The sequence below is a fragment of the Azospirillum halopraeferens DSM 3675 genome, from assembly GCF_000429625.1.
Taxonomy (GTDB): Bacteria; Pseudomonadota; Alphaproteobacteria; order Azospirillales; family Azospirillaceae; genus Azospirillum; species Azospirillum halopraeferens.
This window is the reverse complement of sequence record NZ_KE386929.1, coordinates 86,426-101,231: the sequence shown is the minus strand read 5'-3', so window position 1 is coordinate 101,231 and position 14,806 is coordinate 86,426. Positions and strand designations below refer to the sequence as shown.

Annotated in this window: 13 protein-coding genes and 1 CRISPR repeat array; of the genes, 5 read left to right on the top strand and 8 right to left on the bottom strand. The window is 70.5% G+C overall.

Features of this window, described 5'->3' with window-relative positions; all coding sequences use genetic code 11:
* Positions 1 to 59: 59 nt before the first annotated feature.
* From glgC to G472_RS36360, 3 genes are all read right to left on the bottom strand, one after another.
* Positions 60 to 1,313, bottom strand: coding sequence for a glucose-1-phosphate adenylyltransferase (gene glgC, locus G472_RS0129230; protein ID WP_029011229.1), 1,254 nt, complete (start codon positions 1,311 to 1,313; stop codon positions 60 to 62).
* A gap of 164 nt (positions 1,314 to 1,477) precedes the next feature.
* Positions 1,478 to 1,915: an SH3 domain-containing protein gene (locus tag G472_RS0129225; RefSeq protein WP_029011228.1), complete on the bottom strand. Its 438-nt coding sequence runs from the start codon at positions 1,913 to 1,915 to the stop codon at positions 1,478 to 1,480.
* Positions 1,916 to 2,026: 111 nt separating this feature from the next.
* Positions 2,027 to 2,572 carry a GNAT family N-acetyltransferase gene (locus G472_RS36360; RefSeq protein WP_035694180.1) on the bottom strand — a complete coding sequence of 182 codons (546 nt, stop codon included), beginning with the start codon at positions 2,570 to 2,572 and terminating at the stop codon, positions 2,027 to 2,029.
* Between the two features lie 175 nt (positions 2,573 to 2,747).
* Here G472_RS36360 and G472_RS36355 point away from each other — a divergent pair, with 175 nt between their 5' ends.
* Positions 2,748 to 3,812, top strand: coding sequence for a glycosyltransferase family 9 protein (locus G472_RS36355; RefSeq protein WP_156927299.1), 1,065 nt, complete (start codon positions 2,748 to 2,750; stop codon positions 3,810 to 3,812).
* Between the two features lie 20 nt (positions 3,813 to 3,832).
* Here G472_RS36355 and G472_RS0129210 read toward each other — a convergent pair whose 3' ends face one another.
* A complete protein-coding gene (locus G472_RS0129210; protein ID WP_029011227.1) occupies positions 3,833 to 4,507 on the bottom strand; it encodes a LuxR C-terminal-related transcriptional regulator in 675 nt (224 codons plus the stop codon).
* Between the two features lie 421 nt (positions 4,508 to 4,928).
* On the opposite strand from G472_RS0129210, the gene G472_RS0129205 reads away from it, so the two are divergent.
* Positions 4,929 to 5,198, top strand: a complete 270-nt coding sequence (locus G472_RS0129205) for a hypothetical protein (RefSeq protein ID WP_029011226.1) — start codon at positions 4,929 to 4,931, stop codon at positions 5,196 to 5,198.
* 16 nt (positions 5,199 to 5,214) lie between these two features.
* On the opposite strand, the gene G472_RS37750 is transcribed toward G472_RS0129205, so the two are convergent.
* Positions 5,215 to 6,780, bottom strand: coding sequence for a sensor histidine kinase (locus G472_RS37750; RefSeq protein ID WP_051341555.1), 1,566 nt, complete (start codon positions 6,778 to 6,780; stop codon positions 5,215 to 5,217).
* A gap of 302 nt (positions 6,781 to 7,082) precedes the next feature.
* Between G472_RS37750 and G472_RS39620 the strand changes: the two genes are divergently transcribed.
* Positions 7,083 to 7,253 carry a hypothetical protein gene (locus G472_RS39620; RefSeq protein WP_169732867.1) on the top strand — a complete coding sequence of 57 codons (171 nt, stop codon included), beginning with the start codon at positions 7,083 to 7,085 and terminating at the stop codon, positions 7,251 to 7,253.
* A 17-nt stretch (positions 7,254 to 7,270) separates the two neighbouring features.
* Here G472_RS39620 and G472_RS0129190 read toward each other — a convergent pair whose 3' ends face one another.
* The 3 genes from G472_RS0129190 to G472_RS0129180 all read right to left on the bottom strand — a co-directional run bounded on the left by G472_RS0129190 (position 7,271) and on the right by G472_RS0129180 (position 11,250).
* Positions 7,271 to 8,269 carry a BMP family lipoprotein gene (locus tag G472_RS0129190; protein WP_029011225.1) on the bottom strand — a complete coding sequence of 333 codons (999 nt, stop codon included), beginning with the start codon at positions 8,267 to 8,269 and terminating at the stop codon, positions 7,271 to 7,273.
* Between the two features lie 23 nt (positions 8,270 to 8,292).
* Entirely contained in the window at positions 8,293 to 9,099 is an 807-nt protein-coding gene (locus G472_RS37745) for a hypothetical protein (RefSeq protein ID WP_051341553.1), read from the bottom strand.
* Between the two features lie 93 nt (positions 9,100 to 9,192).
* Positions 9,193 to 11,250 carry a putative bifunctional diguanylate cyclase/phosphodiesterase gene (locus tag G472_RS0129180; protein ID WP_035694205.1) on the bottom strand — a complete coding sequence of 686 codons (2,058 nt, stop codon included), beginning with the start codon at positions 11,248 to 11,250 and terminating at the stop codon, positions 9,193 to 9,195.
* A 353-nt stretch (positions 11,251 to 11,603) separates the two neighbouring features.
* Here G472_RS0129180 and G472_RS0129175 point away from each other — a divergent pair, with 353 nt between their 5' ends.
* Positions 11,604 to 12,584 (top strand): BMP family lipoprotein, encoded by a 981-nt coding sequence (locus G472_RS0129175; RefSeq protein ID WP_029011223.1) that lies wholly within the window; start codon positions 11,604 to 11,606, stop codon positions 12,582 to 12,584.
* 13 nt (positions 12,585 to 12,597) lie between these two features.
* Positions 12,598 to 14,109, top strand: coding sequence for an ABC transporter ATP-binding protein (locus G472_RS0129170; protein WP_029011222.1), 1,512 nt, complete (start codon positions 12,598 to 12,600; stop codon positions 14,107 to 14,109).
* Between the two features lie 192 nt (positions 14,110 to 14,301).
* Positions 14,302 to 14,805: a CRISPR direct-repeat array (repeat unit 33 nt; unit sequence GGTCGCTCCCCGTGCGGGAGCGTGGGTTGAAAC).
* Between the last annotated feature and the right edge of the window lies 1 nt (position 14,806).

Sequence of the window (14,806 nt, the reverse complement as noted above, 5' to 3'; positions counted from 1 at the left end):
GCACGGGGGCCGGGCGAAGGATGTATCCCATCGGCATGCCCGGCTGCCCGCGCAAGCTGTCATACGGTCATAGTGGTCAGGCTGACCGGCGAGCGCGGACCGGGGATGACGACGATTCCGCTGTCCGAGACGTGGTAGCGCCGTCGGTCCTCAGCCTCGTCATAGCCGATCACCGTGTCGGCCGGGATGTGCACGTTCTTCTCGATGATGGCCCGGCGGATGCGGCAGTTGCGGCCGATCTCCACATTGTCGAAGACGATGCTGTCCTCCAGGGTGGTGAACGAATGCACCCGCACGTAGCGGCCGAGCACCGACCGGCGCACCGTCGCACCGGAGATGATGGTGCCGCCCGACAGGACAGAATCGATGGCCTGCCCGCGCCGGCCGTCATCGTCGAAGGCGAACTTGGCCGGCGGGTCGGAATAGCTGGCGGTGCGCAACGGCCAGGCGCGGTTGTAGATGTCGATGGGCGGTTCGATGGCCCGCATGTCCATGTTGGCTTCGTAATAGGCGTCCAGGGTGCCGACGTCGCGCCAGTAGGCGGGCTGGCTGGCCGCCTGGCCGGGGATGCGGTTGGTGGCGAAGTCGTAGGCGTACATGGCCGAGGTGCCGACCAGGCGGGGCAGGATGTCCTTGCCGAAATCATGGCTGCTGTCGCTGCGCGCCGCGTCCTCATAAACCATTTGCAGCAGGCACTGGCGCGAGAAGATGTAGTTGCCCATGGACGCCAGCACCTGGTCGGGCCGGCCGGGAATGGTGGGGGCGTCGGCGCGCTTCTCGATGAAGCCGGTGATTCGCCGGTCGGAGTCCACCTGCAGCACGCCGAACTCCCCGGCGTGCCTGCGATCCACGGGCAGGGCGGAGATGGTGACGTCGGCCTTGTGTTCCAGATGGTACTCGATCATCGAGCGCACGTTCATGCGGTAGACGTGATCGGCGCCGAACAGCAGGACCAGGTCGGGCTCCGACTGTTCGATCAGGTTGGCGTTCTGGAACACGGCGTCGGCCGTGCCGCGGTACCATTCCTCGCCTTCCGTGCGCATCTGCGCCGGCACGGGGACGATGAACTGGTTGGTCAGCATGCCGCCGAACTGCCAGCCGTCGCGCAGGTGCTGGATCAGCGACTGGCTCTTGAACTGGGTCATCACGTAGATCGAGTAGACGCCCGAGTTCACCAGGTTCGACAGCACGAAATCGATGATGCGGTACTTCCCGCCGAACGGCACGGCGGGCTTGGCCCGTTCCACCGTCAGGGGGTGGAGGCGGGTTCCCTTCCCGCCGGCCAGCACCAGAGCCAGGATCTTGATCTGCATTTGCGGGTTTCCTCCCTTCAGGCGCCCCTTGCGGCAGCAACCGAACGGCCGGCCGGTCGCACCGGTTCCGGCCGGGTGCGGTCGCCCCGTCCCGCCAGTGTCGGCCATGGCGGACGGGGCGTCCACCGTGCCGGCGTCTTTTTTGCGGTTCCGCGGGTCGCCGGTCAGGAGGCCGGCAGCGGCGCCGCGTCGATCCGACCGCGGGGAGCGGCGCGGACCGCGGGGCCGGACTGGTCGGCCGGCCGGGGCATCACCACCGGACCGCGGTTGGTGTTGGTGTCGTCCCGCAGGCGCAGCAGGTGCAGGCGGACGTAGGCGGTGCCGCTGCCCGTTGACACCGCGATCCAGTCGGTGCCCCGCGCCCGGCCGAGTACGGTGACCGGCTGTCCCGGTCCCATCCGGGCGATCACCGCCGATCCCGCGGTGGGGGCGGCGTAAAGTGCCGTGGCGCGGTCCACCGCCCAGGTGCCCGCCACCGGTTCCAGGCCGGGAGCGGTGGGCAGCGGAGCGGGCGGCGGCGGCGGAACGGCGGCGACCCGGTTCCCCGGCTGGCAGGCAGCCAGGATCAGGGCGGCGCCGAGAAGCAAGGGACGAAGACGCATGGTGCCGGAAACCCTGTGGGAATCACGCCCCCGCGGGCGATCGGCGGCGACCCTAGCACGGCGGCGGCCCCTTCGGCAGTGCGGAATCGGCAGCCGCGGCAGCCCCTCTTTTCATTGGGCGGCGTGGCGGGTGTGGCGGTCGTTCAGCCGCTTGTGCAGGAGGATCTGGTCAATGGCCACATCGACCGTGCGTCCGTCGGGGGTGCGATAGCTGTAGGTGCCCCGCTCGGTTCCGGAGGGCTCGTAGCCCAGCCGTTCGTAGAAGTGGATCACGCCTAAGTTGTCCCGGTCGATTCCCAGTTCGATCTCGTCAACGCCGCGCGCCGTCACCAGCCTTTCCGCCGCCAGCATCAGCCGGGTGCCGATGCCGCAGCGCCGGAAGGCCGGGAAGACCCGCACCGCCCAGATGGTGGCCCGGCGCAGGTGGCGCTTGCGTTCGTAGTCGATCCACACCTGGCCGGCGGGAAAGCCGTTGACGTCGGCCAGCACCATGCTGCCGTCGCCCCTGGCCTGCGTGGCGAAGGTGCGGCGGATGATCTCACGGTGCGGGGTGAATTCGCCGAACCACTCCAGGGCCGGCAGGTCCGTTTCCCGGCACAGGCGAATGGTGACCGGCACCGCCAGGGTGTCGCGCTGAAGGATGGCGTCCTCTCCCATGTGCCGCGGCCCTCCCGTCTCCATCCCCGGCTCAACGCCGGGGGGTGGCCGGCGTTCCCCTCCGCCGGCCTTCCGGCCGATCCTCCGCCCTCCACCCCTTCGAAAAGGTGAATGAACCGGCGGGGGGGTGGACGCGTTGCCTGCCATCGTGGTTGTCCGAAAGGAAACGATGGCCGTGTACGCCCGTCCGGATGTCACCGCCGAAATCCGCGCCCTGGTCGAGCGAGCCGGCATCCTGTTCCGCCGCCGCCGGCTGCACGCCTGCCTGGCCCTGCACGGGCGGGCGCTGGCGCTCGGCGTCGACCCGCTGGAAACGGGCGGTGAGCGCTGGGCGGCGCACATGATGCTGGGGGAGTTCACGCACGCCCTGGCGATCAGCGACCTGGTGCTGCGGCGCACGCCGCGTGACGCCTTCAACCGGGGCGACCGGCCCTTCCACGAGCGCGCGGTGTGGGACGGCCGGCCCTTCGACGGGCGCCGGGTGCTGGTACGGTGCTATCACGGGCTGGGTGACATCGTGCAGTTCGCCCGCTATCTGCCCCTGCTGGCGCGCCGCGCGCGCGGCGTCGCCGTGCAGGCGCCGGACGCCGCCCTGCCTCTGCTGGCCGGGCTGCCCGGCGTGTCCGCCCTGCTGCCGCAGGGCGACGATGTCGCTCTGCCGCGGTACGACGTGCAGACGGAGGTGATGGAGCTGCTCCACGCCTTCCGCACCACGCCGGCGACGGTGCCGGCGGTGGTTCCCTTCCCGGCGGTGACCCGGGACCGGGTGCGGCGGCAGGCCGCGGGCATGACCGGGCGGGCCCGGCTGCGGATCGGACTGGCCTGGGCGGCCGGGGCGTGGGACGGCGGTCTGCGCTCCCTGCCGCCGGCCCTGGCGTCGCGGCTGACGGGGCTGCCGGGCATCGACTGGGTGTGTCTGCAGCGGGGTCCCGCCCTGGCCGAGGGGCTGCGCCGTCTCGCCTTCTGCGACCGCGGGCCGCGCAGCGACGATCTGCGCGACACGGCGGCGGCGATGCTGGCGTGCGACCTGGTGGTGTCGGTCGACACGGTGGTGGCGCACCTGGCCGGCGCGATGGCCGTGCCGGTGTGGACCCTGCTGCGCTACGAGGCGGACTGGCGCTGGATGGTGGAGCGGGACGACAGCCCCTGGTATCCGACCATGCGCCTGTTCCGCCAGCCCGCCCCCGGCAACTGGGAGGCGGTGACGGACGCGGTGGCGGCGGCCCTGCGGCGGCTGTAGGAACCGCCGGCAGCACGGGGTCAGTGCGTGACGTCGGCCACGGCGGCGGCGGGCTGTTCGCCGATGCCGTTGTTCATGGCCCAGATCGCCGCCTGGGTGCGGTTGGAGGCGTTGATCTTGCGCAGCAGGCTCTTGAGGTGGACCTTCACGGTCGCTTCGGTGATGTGCAGGTGGTTGGCGATCATCTTGTTGGAATTGCCGTTCAGCAGGCAGCGCAGGATCTGGATCTCGCGCGGGGACAGCCCCTTGCGGCTGACCGGGACGTGCACCTCCAGCTCGCTGCCGCCGATCAGCATGGCGGCCAGATGGGTGGGGAACACCTTCTCGCCGATCATCACCAGCTTCAGCGACTGCATCAGCGATTCCGACGCGATGTCCTTGGTGAGATAGCCATCGACGCCGGCGTTCAGCGCCTCGGCCAGGCGGTGGGTGCTCAGGGCGTCGGCCAGGACGACGATGCGCGATTGCGTCAGACGGGCGCGCAGGGTGCGCAGCACCTCCACCTCATCGCCGCCGGCACCGGGATCGACGACGACCAGGTCCGGATGGACCGGCGCCGCCTCGATGGCGGCAAGGGCGTCGCGGGCGCTGCCGGCCTCGCCGACCACGCGGTAGGGGGAATTGTCGAACAGCCGCTTCATCCCCTCGCGGAAGAGCCGGTTGGTGTCGATGAGGAAAACATGTGCGGCGTTCATCGCGATTCACCTGCTGTCATGGATGAAGAAACCCTGTCATTCGCGGCCCGGCGCCCCCGTCGGGTGGACGTCGGAAGGGGCGCCTTGTCCGCCACCAAGGAGATAACCGCGATTTGGTGGAGCAACGAGTCCGCTTTTGGTTGCGTGGAACGCCGGAAAAGGAAGTATAGCCAATGCCTGCCCCGGCTGTTCGGCAGGGACATCGGCCGTGCATCCATGAAACGGCATAGGACCGCCGGGAGAGTCCATTGTGCGGCAGGGCACGCCCGGACCCGGATCCGGAGTCGTAAGCGACGGCATCGGCGGTCATAGGACCCGCTTGTGGTATCGAGTCCTACCCTTGACCATTGCCTTGATTGACCGGTCCGGCGCGGTGGCGCTAGCGTCGACGGTGCAAGACGACAGGGAAAGGAACCGAACGATGTCCACTGCGGCCTTTGTGACGATGCCCGCTTCCGTCAGGACCGTGATCGACGCCGCGCACATCGACCTGTTCGATGACGAGGAGTGTCTGGACGTGATCTTCGAGGCGTCCTGCTCGGTGGAGCCCGGCTCCCGCGCCGAGGCTCTGGAATGGGCCGCCGCCTATCTCGACATGCTGCGTTCCCGTGCCGTTGCCGCCGGGGCGCACCGGCGCACCGCGACGCCCGCGGACCTGCGCTTCCGCAGCTTCGAAGGGGCGCCCTGCTGATCGCCCGGCCCGCCCGTCAGGGGGCGGGTGGAAAGTCGAGGGTCACGGTCGTGCCGCGGCCCGGCTCGCTGTCGATGGACAGGGTGCCGCCGTGCAGTTCGACCAGCCCCTTGGCCAGGGGCAGGCCCAACCCGGTTCCAACGCCGGAACCGATCGAAGGGTCGTGGGCCTGACCGAACCGTTGCAGGGACCTGGTGATTCCCTCCGGCGTCATGCCGATCCCCGTATCGGCCACCGTCACGCGGCAGCCGCCGTCCGGCCGCCGGTCGATGACCAGGCGGACCGAGCCGCCGCGGGGCGTGAACTTGCAGGCGTTGGACAGGAGGTTCACGACGATCTGGCGCAGGGCGCGGGGGTCGGCGTGCAGCGTCCCGGCGTCGGGTGTTATCTCGGCGGTGACGGTCACGGCGGAGGCCCGGGCCTGGCCCGCGTTCAGGCGCAGGCAGGCGTCGGCCAGGGCCGCGGGGTCCACCGGTTCCGGCGTCAGCGTCATCCGCCCGGCCTCGATCTTGGCGAGGTCGAGCACGTCGTTCAACAGCGACAGCAGGTGGGTGCCGGCCGCATGGATGTCGGCCGCATACTCCGCATAGCGGTCGATCGCGTGGGGCCCCCAGGCGCGGTCGCGGATCATCTCGGCGAAGCCCAGCACGGTGTTCAGCGGCGTGCGCAGCTCATGGCTCATCAGCGCCAGGAAATCGGATTTCGCGCGGTTGGCCCGTTCCGCCGCCCGCCGCGCCTCTTCGGCCGCCTGCACGCGGCGCATCCAGCGGAACAGCACCACCAGCAGAACGGGCACCACGATTCCCACCACCGCCCCGGCCCGTGCCGCGTCGGCGGCGCTGCGCCGCCAGCCCTCGACCACCGGAGCCCGGGGAATCGTCATGGTGACGACCAGCGGTGCCGTGCGCACGCTGTCGTAGGCCACGAGCACGCTGTCGCGGTCCCCGGTCCACACCGTGCCGAAGGGGTGCCGCGCCAGGGCATCCGCGAACGGCTCCGCGCCGGCGACCGGCGCCGCGCCGGGGTCGCCAGACACCGGGGTTCCATCGGCGAGCGCCAGGCCGATGTGGCCGCCGGGGGGCGGCGTGACGGGATCGAGCATGCGGCGGAGCGCCCGGACGGGGACGGCGACCGCGACGCGCCCGTCCACCCCCGGCGGCGACCGGCGGAACACGACCATCCAGCCGATCCGCTCGTCATGCACCAGCGACACGCGGTCGGCCCGGTGCGGGTCGAGGCGGGTGGCGAGAGGGGCCGGGCCGGACAGGTGCTCCCCCCGGCCGGACGTGGCGGCAAGCGCCGCCAGCGGCTCCGGCAGCGGTCCGACGACGCCGGTCGTTGCGGCGTTCGTCAGCAGATCCGCCGCCTGATGGTCGATGTCCGCAACCGTGGCCGTCAGCAGGCCGGCGACCAGCCGCACGGTGCCGAGCGTATGGCGCTCCGCCTCCGCGACGGTGCGCTCATAGTCCCGCCACAGGCCGGCGGCGACGAGCGCGGCGTAGCTGAGGATGCTGACGGCGGCGAGAACCGCGAGGATCGGCCAGGAGCCGGCGGCGGCGCGGAAGCGGGGCGGAGATCCCATCGGGGGAGGGCGTTCGCGGGTTGTGACGGCCCGTTCCGCCCGCGGTCGGCGGGGAGGGTCACGGGATTGTCACGATCATGACGCGTTCGCCCGCGCGGATTCAACCGCATTCAACAAAAATGTAGATCATTACTTTCGGCGGATTGACTATTCGCCGCTTGACGGTTCCTTGGTTGTTCGGTCAGTCTCTATACAAAGAACTTCGCCGATTGCCGATGTGGGTGATAAACAAAGCCGGCGGGTTCTTCATGGAAACATATAAAACTTTATGCGACTTGCGCATCGGGTGAGGGAGGAATGCGATGGTGCGGATCGTGAATTTGGGCCGGACCGGCTTGTACGTGGCGATGCGCAACGGTGAGTTGACGGTGCTGGGCGGGCGGAGCCACTGGGCCGACGCGGACGAGGCGCGCCGCGCGGCTGCGCGCGAGAACATGCGCGTCAGCGACCGGGTGTTGTGCACGGTGCCGTGATCGTGGCGCGGCCGTGATTACGGCACGGCCACGGTGATGCGCCCTTCGATGATGGCGCGGCGGGCCTGCTCCGCCGCCTCCACCATGGCCGGGGAGAGAAGCGGGCGGTTGTGCTCGTCCACGGCGTAGTCGACCGCCCCCTCCTCCAGCCCCAGGGACCGGACGCCGGGCGTCCAGGTGCCGTCGCGGGCGGCGTGCAGCGCGCGCTTCACCGCCTCGTCGGTGCGCTTGAGCATCGAGGTGAGGATGGTGCCGGGCTGCAGCGGGTTCTGGTTGGCATCCACCCCGATGGCCAGGCGGCCGGCGTCGCGGGCGGCCGAGAAGATGCCGAAATTGGACGTTCCCGCACCGGCGAACACCACGTCGGCGCCCCGTTCGAACTGGCTGCGCGCCACCTCCGCGCCGGTCGCCGGATCGTTGAAGGCGTCCGGTGTCGCGCCGACGAAGTTGACCAGGGTGCGCACGTCGGGACGGGCGTGGCGCGCCCCCTGCTCGAACCCGGCGATGAACTTGCGCAGCAGCGGGATGTCCATGGCCCCGATGAAGCCGATCGTCCCGGTCTTCGACGCCAGCGCGGCGAGCACGCCGACGAGGAACGATCCCTCCTGCTCCTTGAACACGACGGACTGCACGTTGGGCCGGTCCACCACGGCGTCGACGATGGTGAAGCGGACCGTCGGGTGGCGGTCGGCGACCTCGGCCAGCGGCGTGGCGTAATAGAAGCCGATGACCACAACGTCGGTTGCGCCGCGGCGCACCGCCGCGTTCACGGTCTGCGCGAACTGGGCGACCGCCTGCGGCTGCGCCTCGATCACGCCGATGCCGGTTTCGGCCGTGAAGGCCTGCGCGCCGTGGTAGGCCCCTTCGTTGAAGCTCTTGTCGAACTTCTGGCCGACCGCATAGATCAGCGCCGGTGCCATCCCGGCGGCCGCCGCACCGCCGGACCGGCCGGCCGGGGCCGCGGCGGCCGACGCCAGCGTCAGGGCGAGGAAACGGCGGCGGGTCAGTCGGGGCATGGGCAACCGCATCGTCAGGGGCATCAGGGCGGGGTGGCGGCGTCGCGCAGCAGCGCGTCGACGCGGGTTCGCAGGGGCCGCAGAGCGTCCAGCGCATCCGGCCCGATGATGGCGGCATAGGCCGCCCCGTCGGGATGCGCGCTCCAGTCGTTCCCGATCAGCCGGGCGTCGGCCCGGCCGGAATCATACAGTTTCGGCTTGGTGTAGGTGAACAGGTCGACGGCCATGCCCAGCGCCGCCGCGAAGGACGCGTCGTCGAGCCCGCTGTAGGGCGTACCCGTCCCGTCGCGCAGGTTCAGGAACAGCAGCGAATCGCCGAGCGCGGTGTAGCCGCCGCCCATGCCGGGATGAATGTCCGCCAGCAACTCGAAGAAGGCCTGCCCCAGGTTCGGGGTCAGGGCCCCCTCGGCGACGCGCAGGATGACGTAGCGGGTGGCCCCCTGCTCGCGGTCGGGGATCTCCGCCACCAGGACGCTGTCCTGGCGCAGCACCCATCCCAGGGCCGCCGCCACCCGGTCGGCGTCGGGGTCGGGCAGGTCCAGGGTGGTGGCGAGGGTCGGGTTGGTGCGCCGTTGCCAGCCACCGAAGGTGGCGCTGGTCGACGCCGCTTCCGGCGCCACGCCGAGAGCGGCGAGAACGCCCGGCACGACCTCCCGCGCGACCCGGCCGGTCAGCGCCTCGCGCTGCGCATAAGGGGCCGCCGCCGGGGCGTCGCCGCCGACGGCGGGCACCGCCTCGTACAGCAGCACCTGTGCCGCCCCTGCCGCCGCGGCCGGCAGGGGCAGGGCGAGCGCGACGATGACCCAAAGGACGAGCAGCAGGCGCGGCATGAATCCTCTTCCCCCGGAAACGGCGCTGCCCAGCCTACCGGCGGCGGGGCGAAGCGGCCACCGGAATCCGGTGCCGGCCGGCACGCCTCCTCTTCAGATCTGCAAGCCCGGCCGGCGCACGAACGCTTCGAAGGCGGGGAGTTCCAGCGGGCGGCTGATCAGATAGCCCTGGATGCAGGTGCAGCGCTGCTGGAGCAGCATGTCCGCCTGCTCCCGCGTTTCCACACCTTCGGCGATGGTGGCGAATCCCAGGCTGTCCGCCAGGCTCACGATGGTGCCGACGATGGCGGGGTCGGTGGAGGACTTGACGATGTCGCGCACGAAGCTGCGGTCGATCTTCAGCGTGTCGATGGGGAAGCGCTTGAGATAGGCCAGCGACGAATAGCCGGTGCCGAAATCGTCGATCGACAGCTTGACGCCGATCCCCTTCAGCCCGTTCAGCACGCCGACCGCCTTTTCGATGTCGCCGATCATGGCGCCCTCGGTCAGCTCCAGCTCCAGCCGGTCGGGGGGCAGGCGGGACTCCTCGATCACCGACTGGACCAGACCGACCAGACGGGCGTCCTGGAACTGGCGGGCCGACAGGTTCACCGACACGACCCCGGCCTCCAATCCCCGGTCGATCCACGACGCCATGGTGCGCGCCGCGCTGTACAGGGTCCAGCAACCGATCTCCCAGATCAGGCCGGTGTCCTCGGCCAGGGGGATGAACTCCGCCGGCGACACCAGGCCGCGGCCGGGATGGCGCCAGCGGATCAGCGCCTCCGCCCCGATCAGACGGCGTTGCGCCAGATCCACCTTGGGCTGGTAGAACAGCTCGAACTCGCCGGTGGCGATGGCGCGGCGCAGATCGCTTTCCAGGGTGAGGTGATAGCCGTTCTGCGCCCGCATGGTGCCGTCGTAGAGGACGAAGCGCTGCTCCGGATTGCGCTTGGCGTGGTGCATCGCCAATTCGGCGTTGCGCAGCAACTGGTCGGCGGTTTCGCCGTCGTCGGGATAGAAGGCGACGCCGATGGAGGCGCCGCAATAGATCTCCTGCCCGAAGATGGTAAAGGGCTCGTTCATCGAATAGACGATCTTCTCCGCCAGCCGCCCGCCCGACAGGCGGTCGGCGGCGTCGGGGGCGACGACCAGGAACTCGTCGGCGCCCAGCCGCCCCACGGTGTCGGCGACGCGCGTCACGTTGCGCAGGCGCCGCCCGATCATCTTCAGCAGTTCGTCCCCGGCCTGGTGCCCCAGGGTGTCGTTGACCTGCTTGAAGCGGTTGAGATCGAGGAAGGCGACGGCGACCTTGGTGCGGCTGCGCTGGGCGCGCAGCAGCGCCTCCTCCAGCCGTTCGCAGACCAGCCAGCGGTTCGGCAGGTCAGTCAGGCGGTCGAAGCTCGCCTGGTAGCGGATCTGGTGTTCCTGATATTTGCGCTGGCTGATGTCGGCCAGGGTGAGCACGTAATGCTCCAGCGTGCCGCCGGGGGAGCGCACGGCGGACACCGTCATCTCCGCCGAAAACTCCTCGCCCGAGCGGCGGAAGGTGACGATCTCGCCCTGCCAGCGGCCGGCCTGCTGGGCCGTGCGCCAGATCTCCTCGATGAAGGCGCGCTCGTGGCTGCCGTGGTGGAAGAGCACCAGCGGCTGCCCCACCAGCTCATCGATCTCGAAGGCGGTCATCGCGGTGTAGGCGGGGTTGACCGCCTGGACCATCAGCTCGGGGTCGACGATCAGGATGCCGTCGGCGACGTTGAGGAAGACGGTGGCCAGCAGCCGGATCTTCTCCTCGTGCTGCTTGCGCTCGGTGATGTCCTGGACGGTGCCCTCGTAGAATCGGATGGCCCCGTCGGCACCGCGCACGCAGCGCGCGTTTTCCGAGATCCAGATGATCGAGCCGTCGCGGCGGAAGACCCGCGCCTCGAAATTGTGCACCACGCCCTGACGGACCATCAGTTCGCCGAAGGCTTCGCGGCGGCCGGGGTCCACATAGAGCTGGCCGGCGATGTCCGTCAGGTTGACGATCAGTTCTTCGGGGCCGTCATAGCCGTAGATGCGCGCCAGCGCCGGGTTCACCCGCAGGTACCGGCCGTCCACGGTGGTCTGGTAGATGCCCTCGACGGCGTTCTCGAAGATGCTGCGGTACTGCTCCTCCGTCTCCTGACTCATGGCGGGCGATTCCTTCGACGATTGATCCGCGATCACGCGCAACGCTTCGGCAAACAGCATCTTCCGCACTCGATGACCACCCGTCGCCGGCTTCGCCCCGCCGCCGGCGCCGGAGCGCCCGGCTCATTCGTCCGGCCCGATGATTGTGTTTCAAAAATTTCATGAATGAAAGACAAATATGACAACCGAACGGTGCGTCATTGCAGCGCGCTCACCACTCTATTATGCAGGCGAACTGTTGGCGCGGCGAATTGATTGCCGGCAATTCCGCTGTCGCGGGGCCGGGGTGGCGATTATCCTGGCGCGCGGGCCGGACCGCCGGGGCGGGCCGGCGGGCAGCGCGGGAGGCGGGGATGGTGCGGGCAGGTCTTGTGGCGGCGGCGTTGGGGTTCATGCTGGCGACCGGCGGGGCGACGGCGGCGGATTTCGTGCCGGGGGTCGTCTACGACACCGGCGGCAAGTTCGACAAATCCTTCAACGAGGCCGCCTATGTGGGGGCCGAGCGGTTCCGGGCGGAAACCGGCATCGCCTACCGCGAGGTCGAACTGACCGGCGAGACGCAGCGCGAACAGGCCATGCGCACCCTGGCGCGCCGCGGCGCCGACGTGGTGGCGGCCATGGGGTTCTCCCAGGCGGCGGCGGTGGAAACGGTGGCCAGGGAGTTTCCCGACACCCGCTTCTGCCTGATCGACGGGGTGGTGGACCTGCCCAACGTCCGCTCCGTCACCTTCAAGGAGCATGAGGGCTCCTTCCTCGTGGGCATGCTGGCGGCCCTGGCGTCGCAGAGCGGCACAGTGGGCTTCGTCGGCGGCATGGACATCCCGCTGATTCGCAACTTCCGGACCGGCTACGAGCAGGGCGTCACCCATGCCCGGCCCGACGCCCGGGTGCTGTCCAACATGACCGGCGCCACCCCGGCCGCCTGGAACGATCCCATGCGCGGGGCCGAGCTGGCGCGCAGCCAGTTCGCCCGCGGCGCCGACGTGGTCTACGCCGCCGCCGGGGCGACCGGCCTCGGCGTGCTTCAGGCCGCCGCCGACGCCGGCCGGCTGGGCATCGGCGTGGACAGCAACCAGAACGGGCTGCATCCCGGCCGGGTGCTGACCTCGATGCTCAAGCGCGTGGACGTCGCGGTGTACGAATGCTTCAAGGCGGCGCGCGACGGCGCCGGCCTGGCCGGGCACCGGGTGATGGGGCTGGCCGAGGACGGCGTCGGCTATGCCCTGGACGAGCACAACCGGGCGCTGGTCACGCCGGAGATGGAGGCGGCGCTGGAGGAGGCGCGGGCGCGAATCGTCGCCGGCACGCTGACGGTGCAGCCCTACCAGCCGTAGGGCCACGGCGGCCATGGCGGGGGAACCGGCGCTGGAGGTGGTGGGCATCGACAAGTGGTTCGGTGCCAACCACGCCAACCGCGGGGTGTCGCTGCGGGTGGAGCGCGGCACCATCCACGGCATCATCGGCGAGAACGGCGCCGGCAAGTCGACGATCATGAACATCGTCTATGGCTTCCTGCGCCCCGACGCCGGGGAGATCCGGGTGGGCGGGCGCCGGGTGACCATCACCGGCCCGCGCGACGCCATGGCCTGCGGCATCGGCATGGTGCACCAGCACTTCATGCTGGTGGACACCTTCACCGTTCTGGAGAACGTGCTGCTGGGGGTGGAGGGCGGTGCGCGGCTGCGGCCGGGGCTGGAGCGGGCGCGTGCCGACCTGCTGCGCCTGGAGCGGGAATTCGGCCTGGAGGTGGAGCCGGACCGGCCGGTGGGCGACCTGCCGGTGGGGGCGCGCCAGCGGGTGGAGATCCTCAAGGCGCTCCACCGCGGCGCCGAGCTGCTGATCCTCGACGAGCCCACGGGGGTGCTGACCCCGCAGGAGGCCGACCACCTGTTCCGCGTGCTGCGCGCCCTGACCGCTGCCGGGCGGACGGTCATCCTGATCACCCACAAGCTGCGCGAGATCATGGAGCTGACCGACGCGGTCACGGTGATGCGCGCCGGCCGGGTGGTGGCCCGGCGCGCCACCGCCGCCACCGGGCGGGAGGAGCTGGCGGAGCTGATGGTCGGCCGCAAGGTGCCGCTGCGGGTGGACAAGCGCCCTGCGGCGCCGGGGCCGGTGGTGCTGGCGGTGGAGGGGCTGCGGGTGACCGACGGTGCCGGGGTGGAGCGGGTGCGCGGCGTCGACCTGACGGTGCGCGCGGGCGAGATCGTCGGCATCGCCGGCGTCTCCGGCAACGGCCAGTCGGAGCTGCTGGAGGCCCTGGCCGGCATGCGCCCGGCTGCGGCGGGCACGGTGCGACTCGGCGGCGCGCCGCCGGCGCGCCTTGACCCGCGCGCCCTGCGCCGGCGCGGCGTCGCCCATGTGCCGGAGGATCGCCAGCGCGTCGGCCTGGTCACCGCCTTCGCGGCGCGGGAGAGCGCCATCCTCGGCTACCACGACGATGCCGCGTACAACGGCCGCGTCCTGATGGACGGCCGCGCCGTGCGCGCCCACTGCGCCGGGCTGATGGACGCCTACGACGTCCGCCCCCGCGCGCCCGACCTGCCCACGGCCGGCTTTTCCGGTGGCAACCAGCAGAAGCTGGTGCTGGCCCGCGAGATCGAGCGCAACCCCGACCTGCTGCTGGTCGGCCAGCCCACCCGGGGCGTCGACATCGGGGCCATCGCGTTCATCCACAAACGCCTGCTGGCCCTGCGCGATGCCGGCAAGGCGATCCTTCTGGTGTCGGCGGAGCTGGAGGAGATCCTGACGCTGGCCGACCGCATCCTGGTGATGGTCGACGGCCGCATCGCCGGCGAGGTGGCCCCGGCCGACGCCGACGAGCGCCGGCTGGGCCTGATGATGGCGGGCGCGGGATAGGGCAGGCCGCCATCCGCGCGAACCCCGAGCACCCGCCGAATCCCCGGCCGGTTCGCGTACGCCTCAACCCCTTGGATGGCAACTCTTTTCTCCGACGCCCGACCACGCTACCCTGGTCCCCGCCGCCGCGGCCCCGGAGGTTCGCGCAACGGCCGCACTTTCGGGTTCTTGGACAAGTGCATAGAATGAGGGAGTCGCTCCCCGTGCGGGAGCGTGGGTTGAAACCCGTTGACGTAGTAGTCGATGCCGTTGTGCGTGACGTCGCTCCCCGTGCGGGAGCGTGGGTTGAAACCCGAGGGCCTGTGCAGTCGGCGGCGGGGTGACGGAGGTCGCTCCCCGTGCGGGAGCGTGGGTTGAAACGCCGAGAAGCGGGTCGTCCACCTCCAGCCATTCCGGTCGCTCCCCGTGCGGGAGCGTGGGTTGAAACCACCGAGGGCGTTCCGAGATGAGTAACCCCAAGCAGGTCGCTCCCCGTGCGGGAGCGTGGGTTGAAACGGAGGAGGAGAGGGAGGGAGGAGGAGGGAGGAGGTCGCTCCCCGTGCGGGAGCGTGGGTTGAAACCGTAGGAGCCGGTCAGCACGTACCAAGGGACCGAGCGGTCGCTCCCCGTGCGGGAGCGTGGGTTGAAACCCACAGCTCTTGCGGAGTGCGGGCGATCTCGAACGGTCGCTCCCCGTGCGGGAGCGTGGGTTGAAACG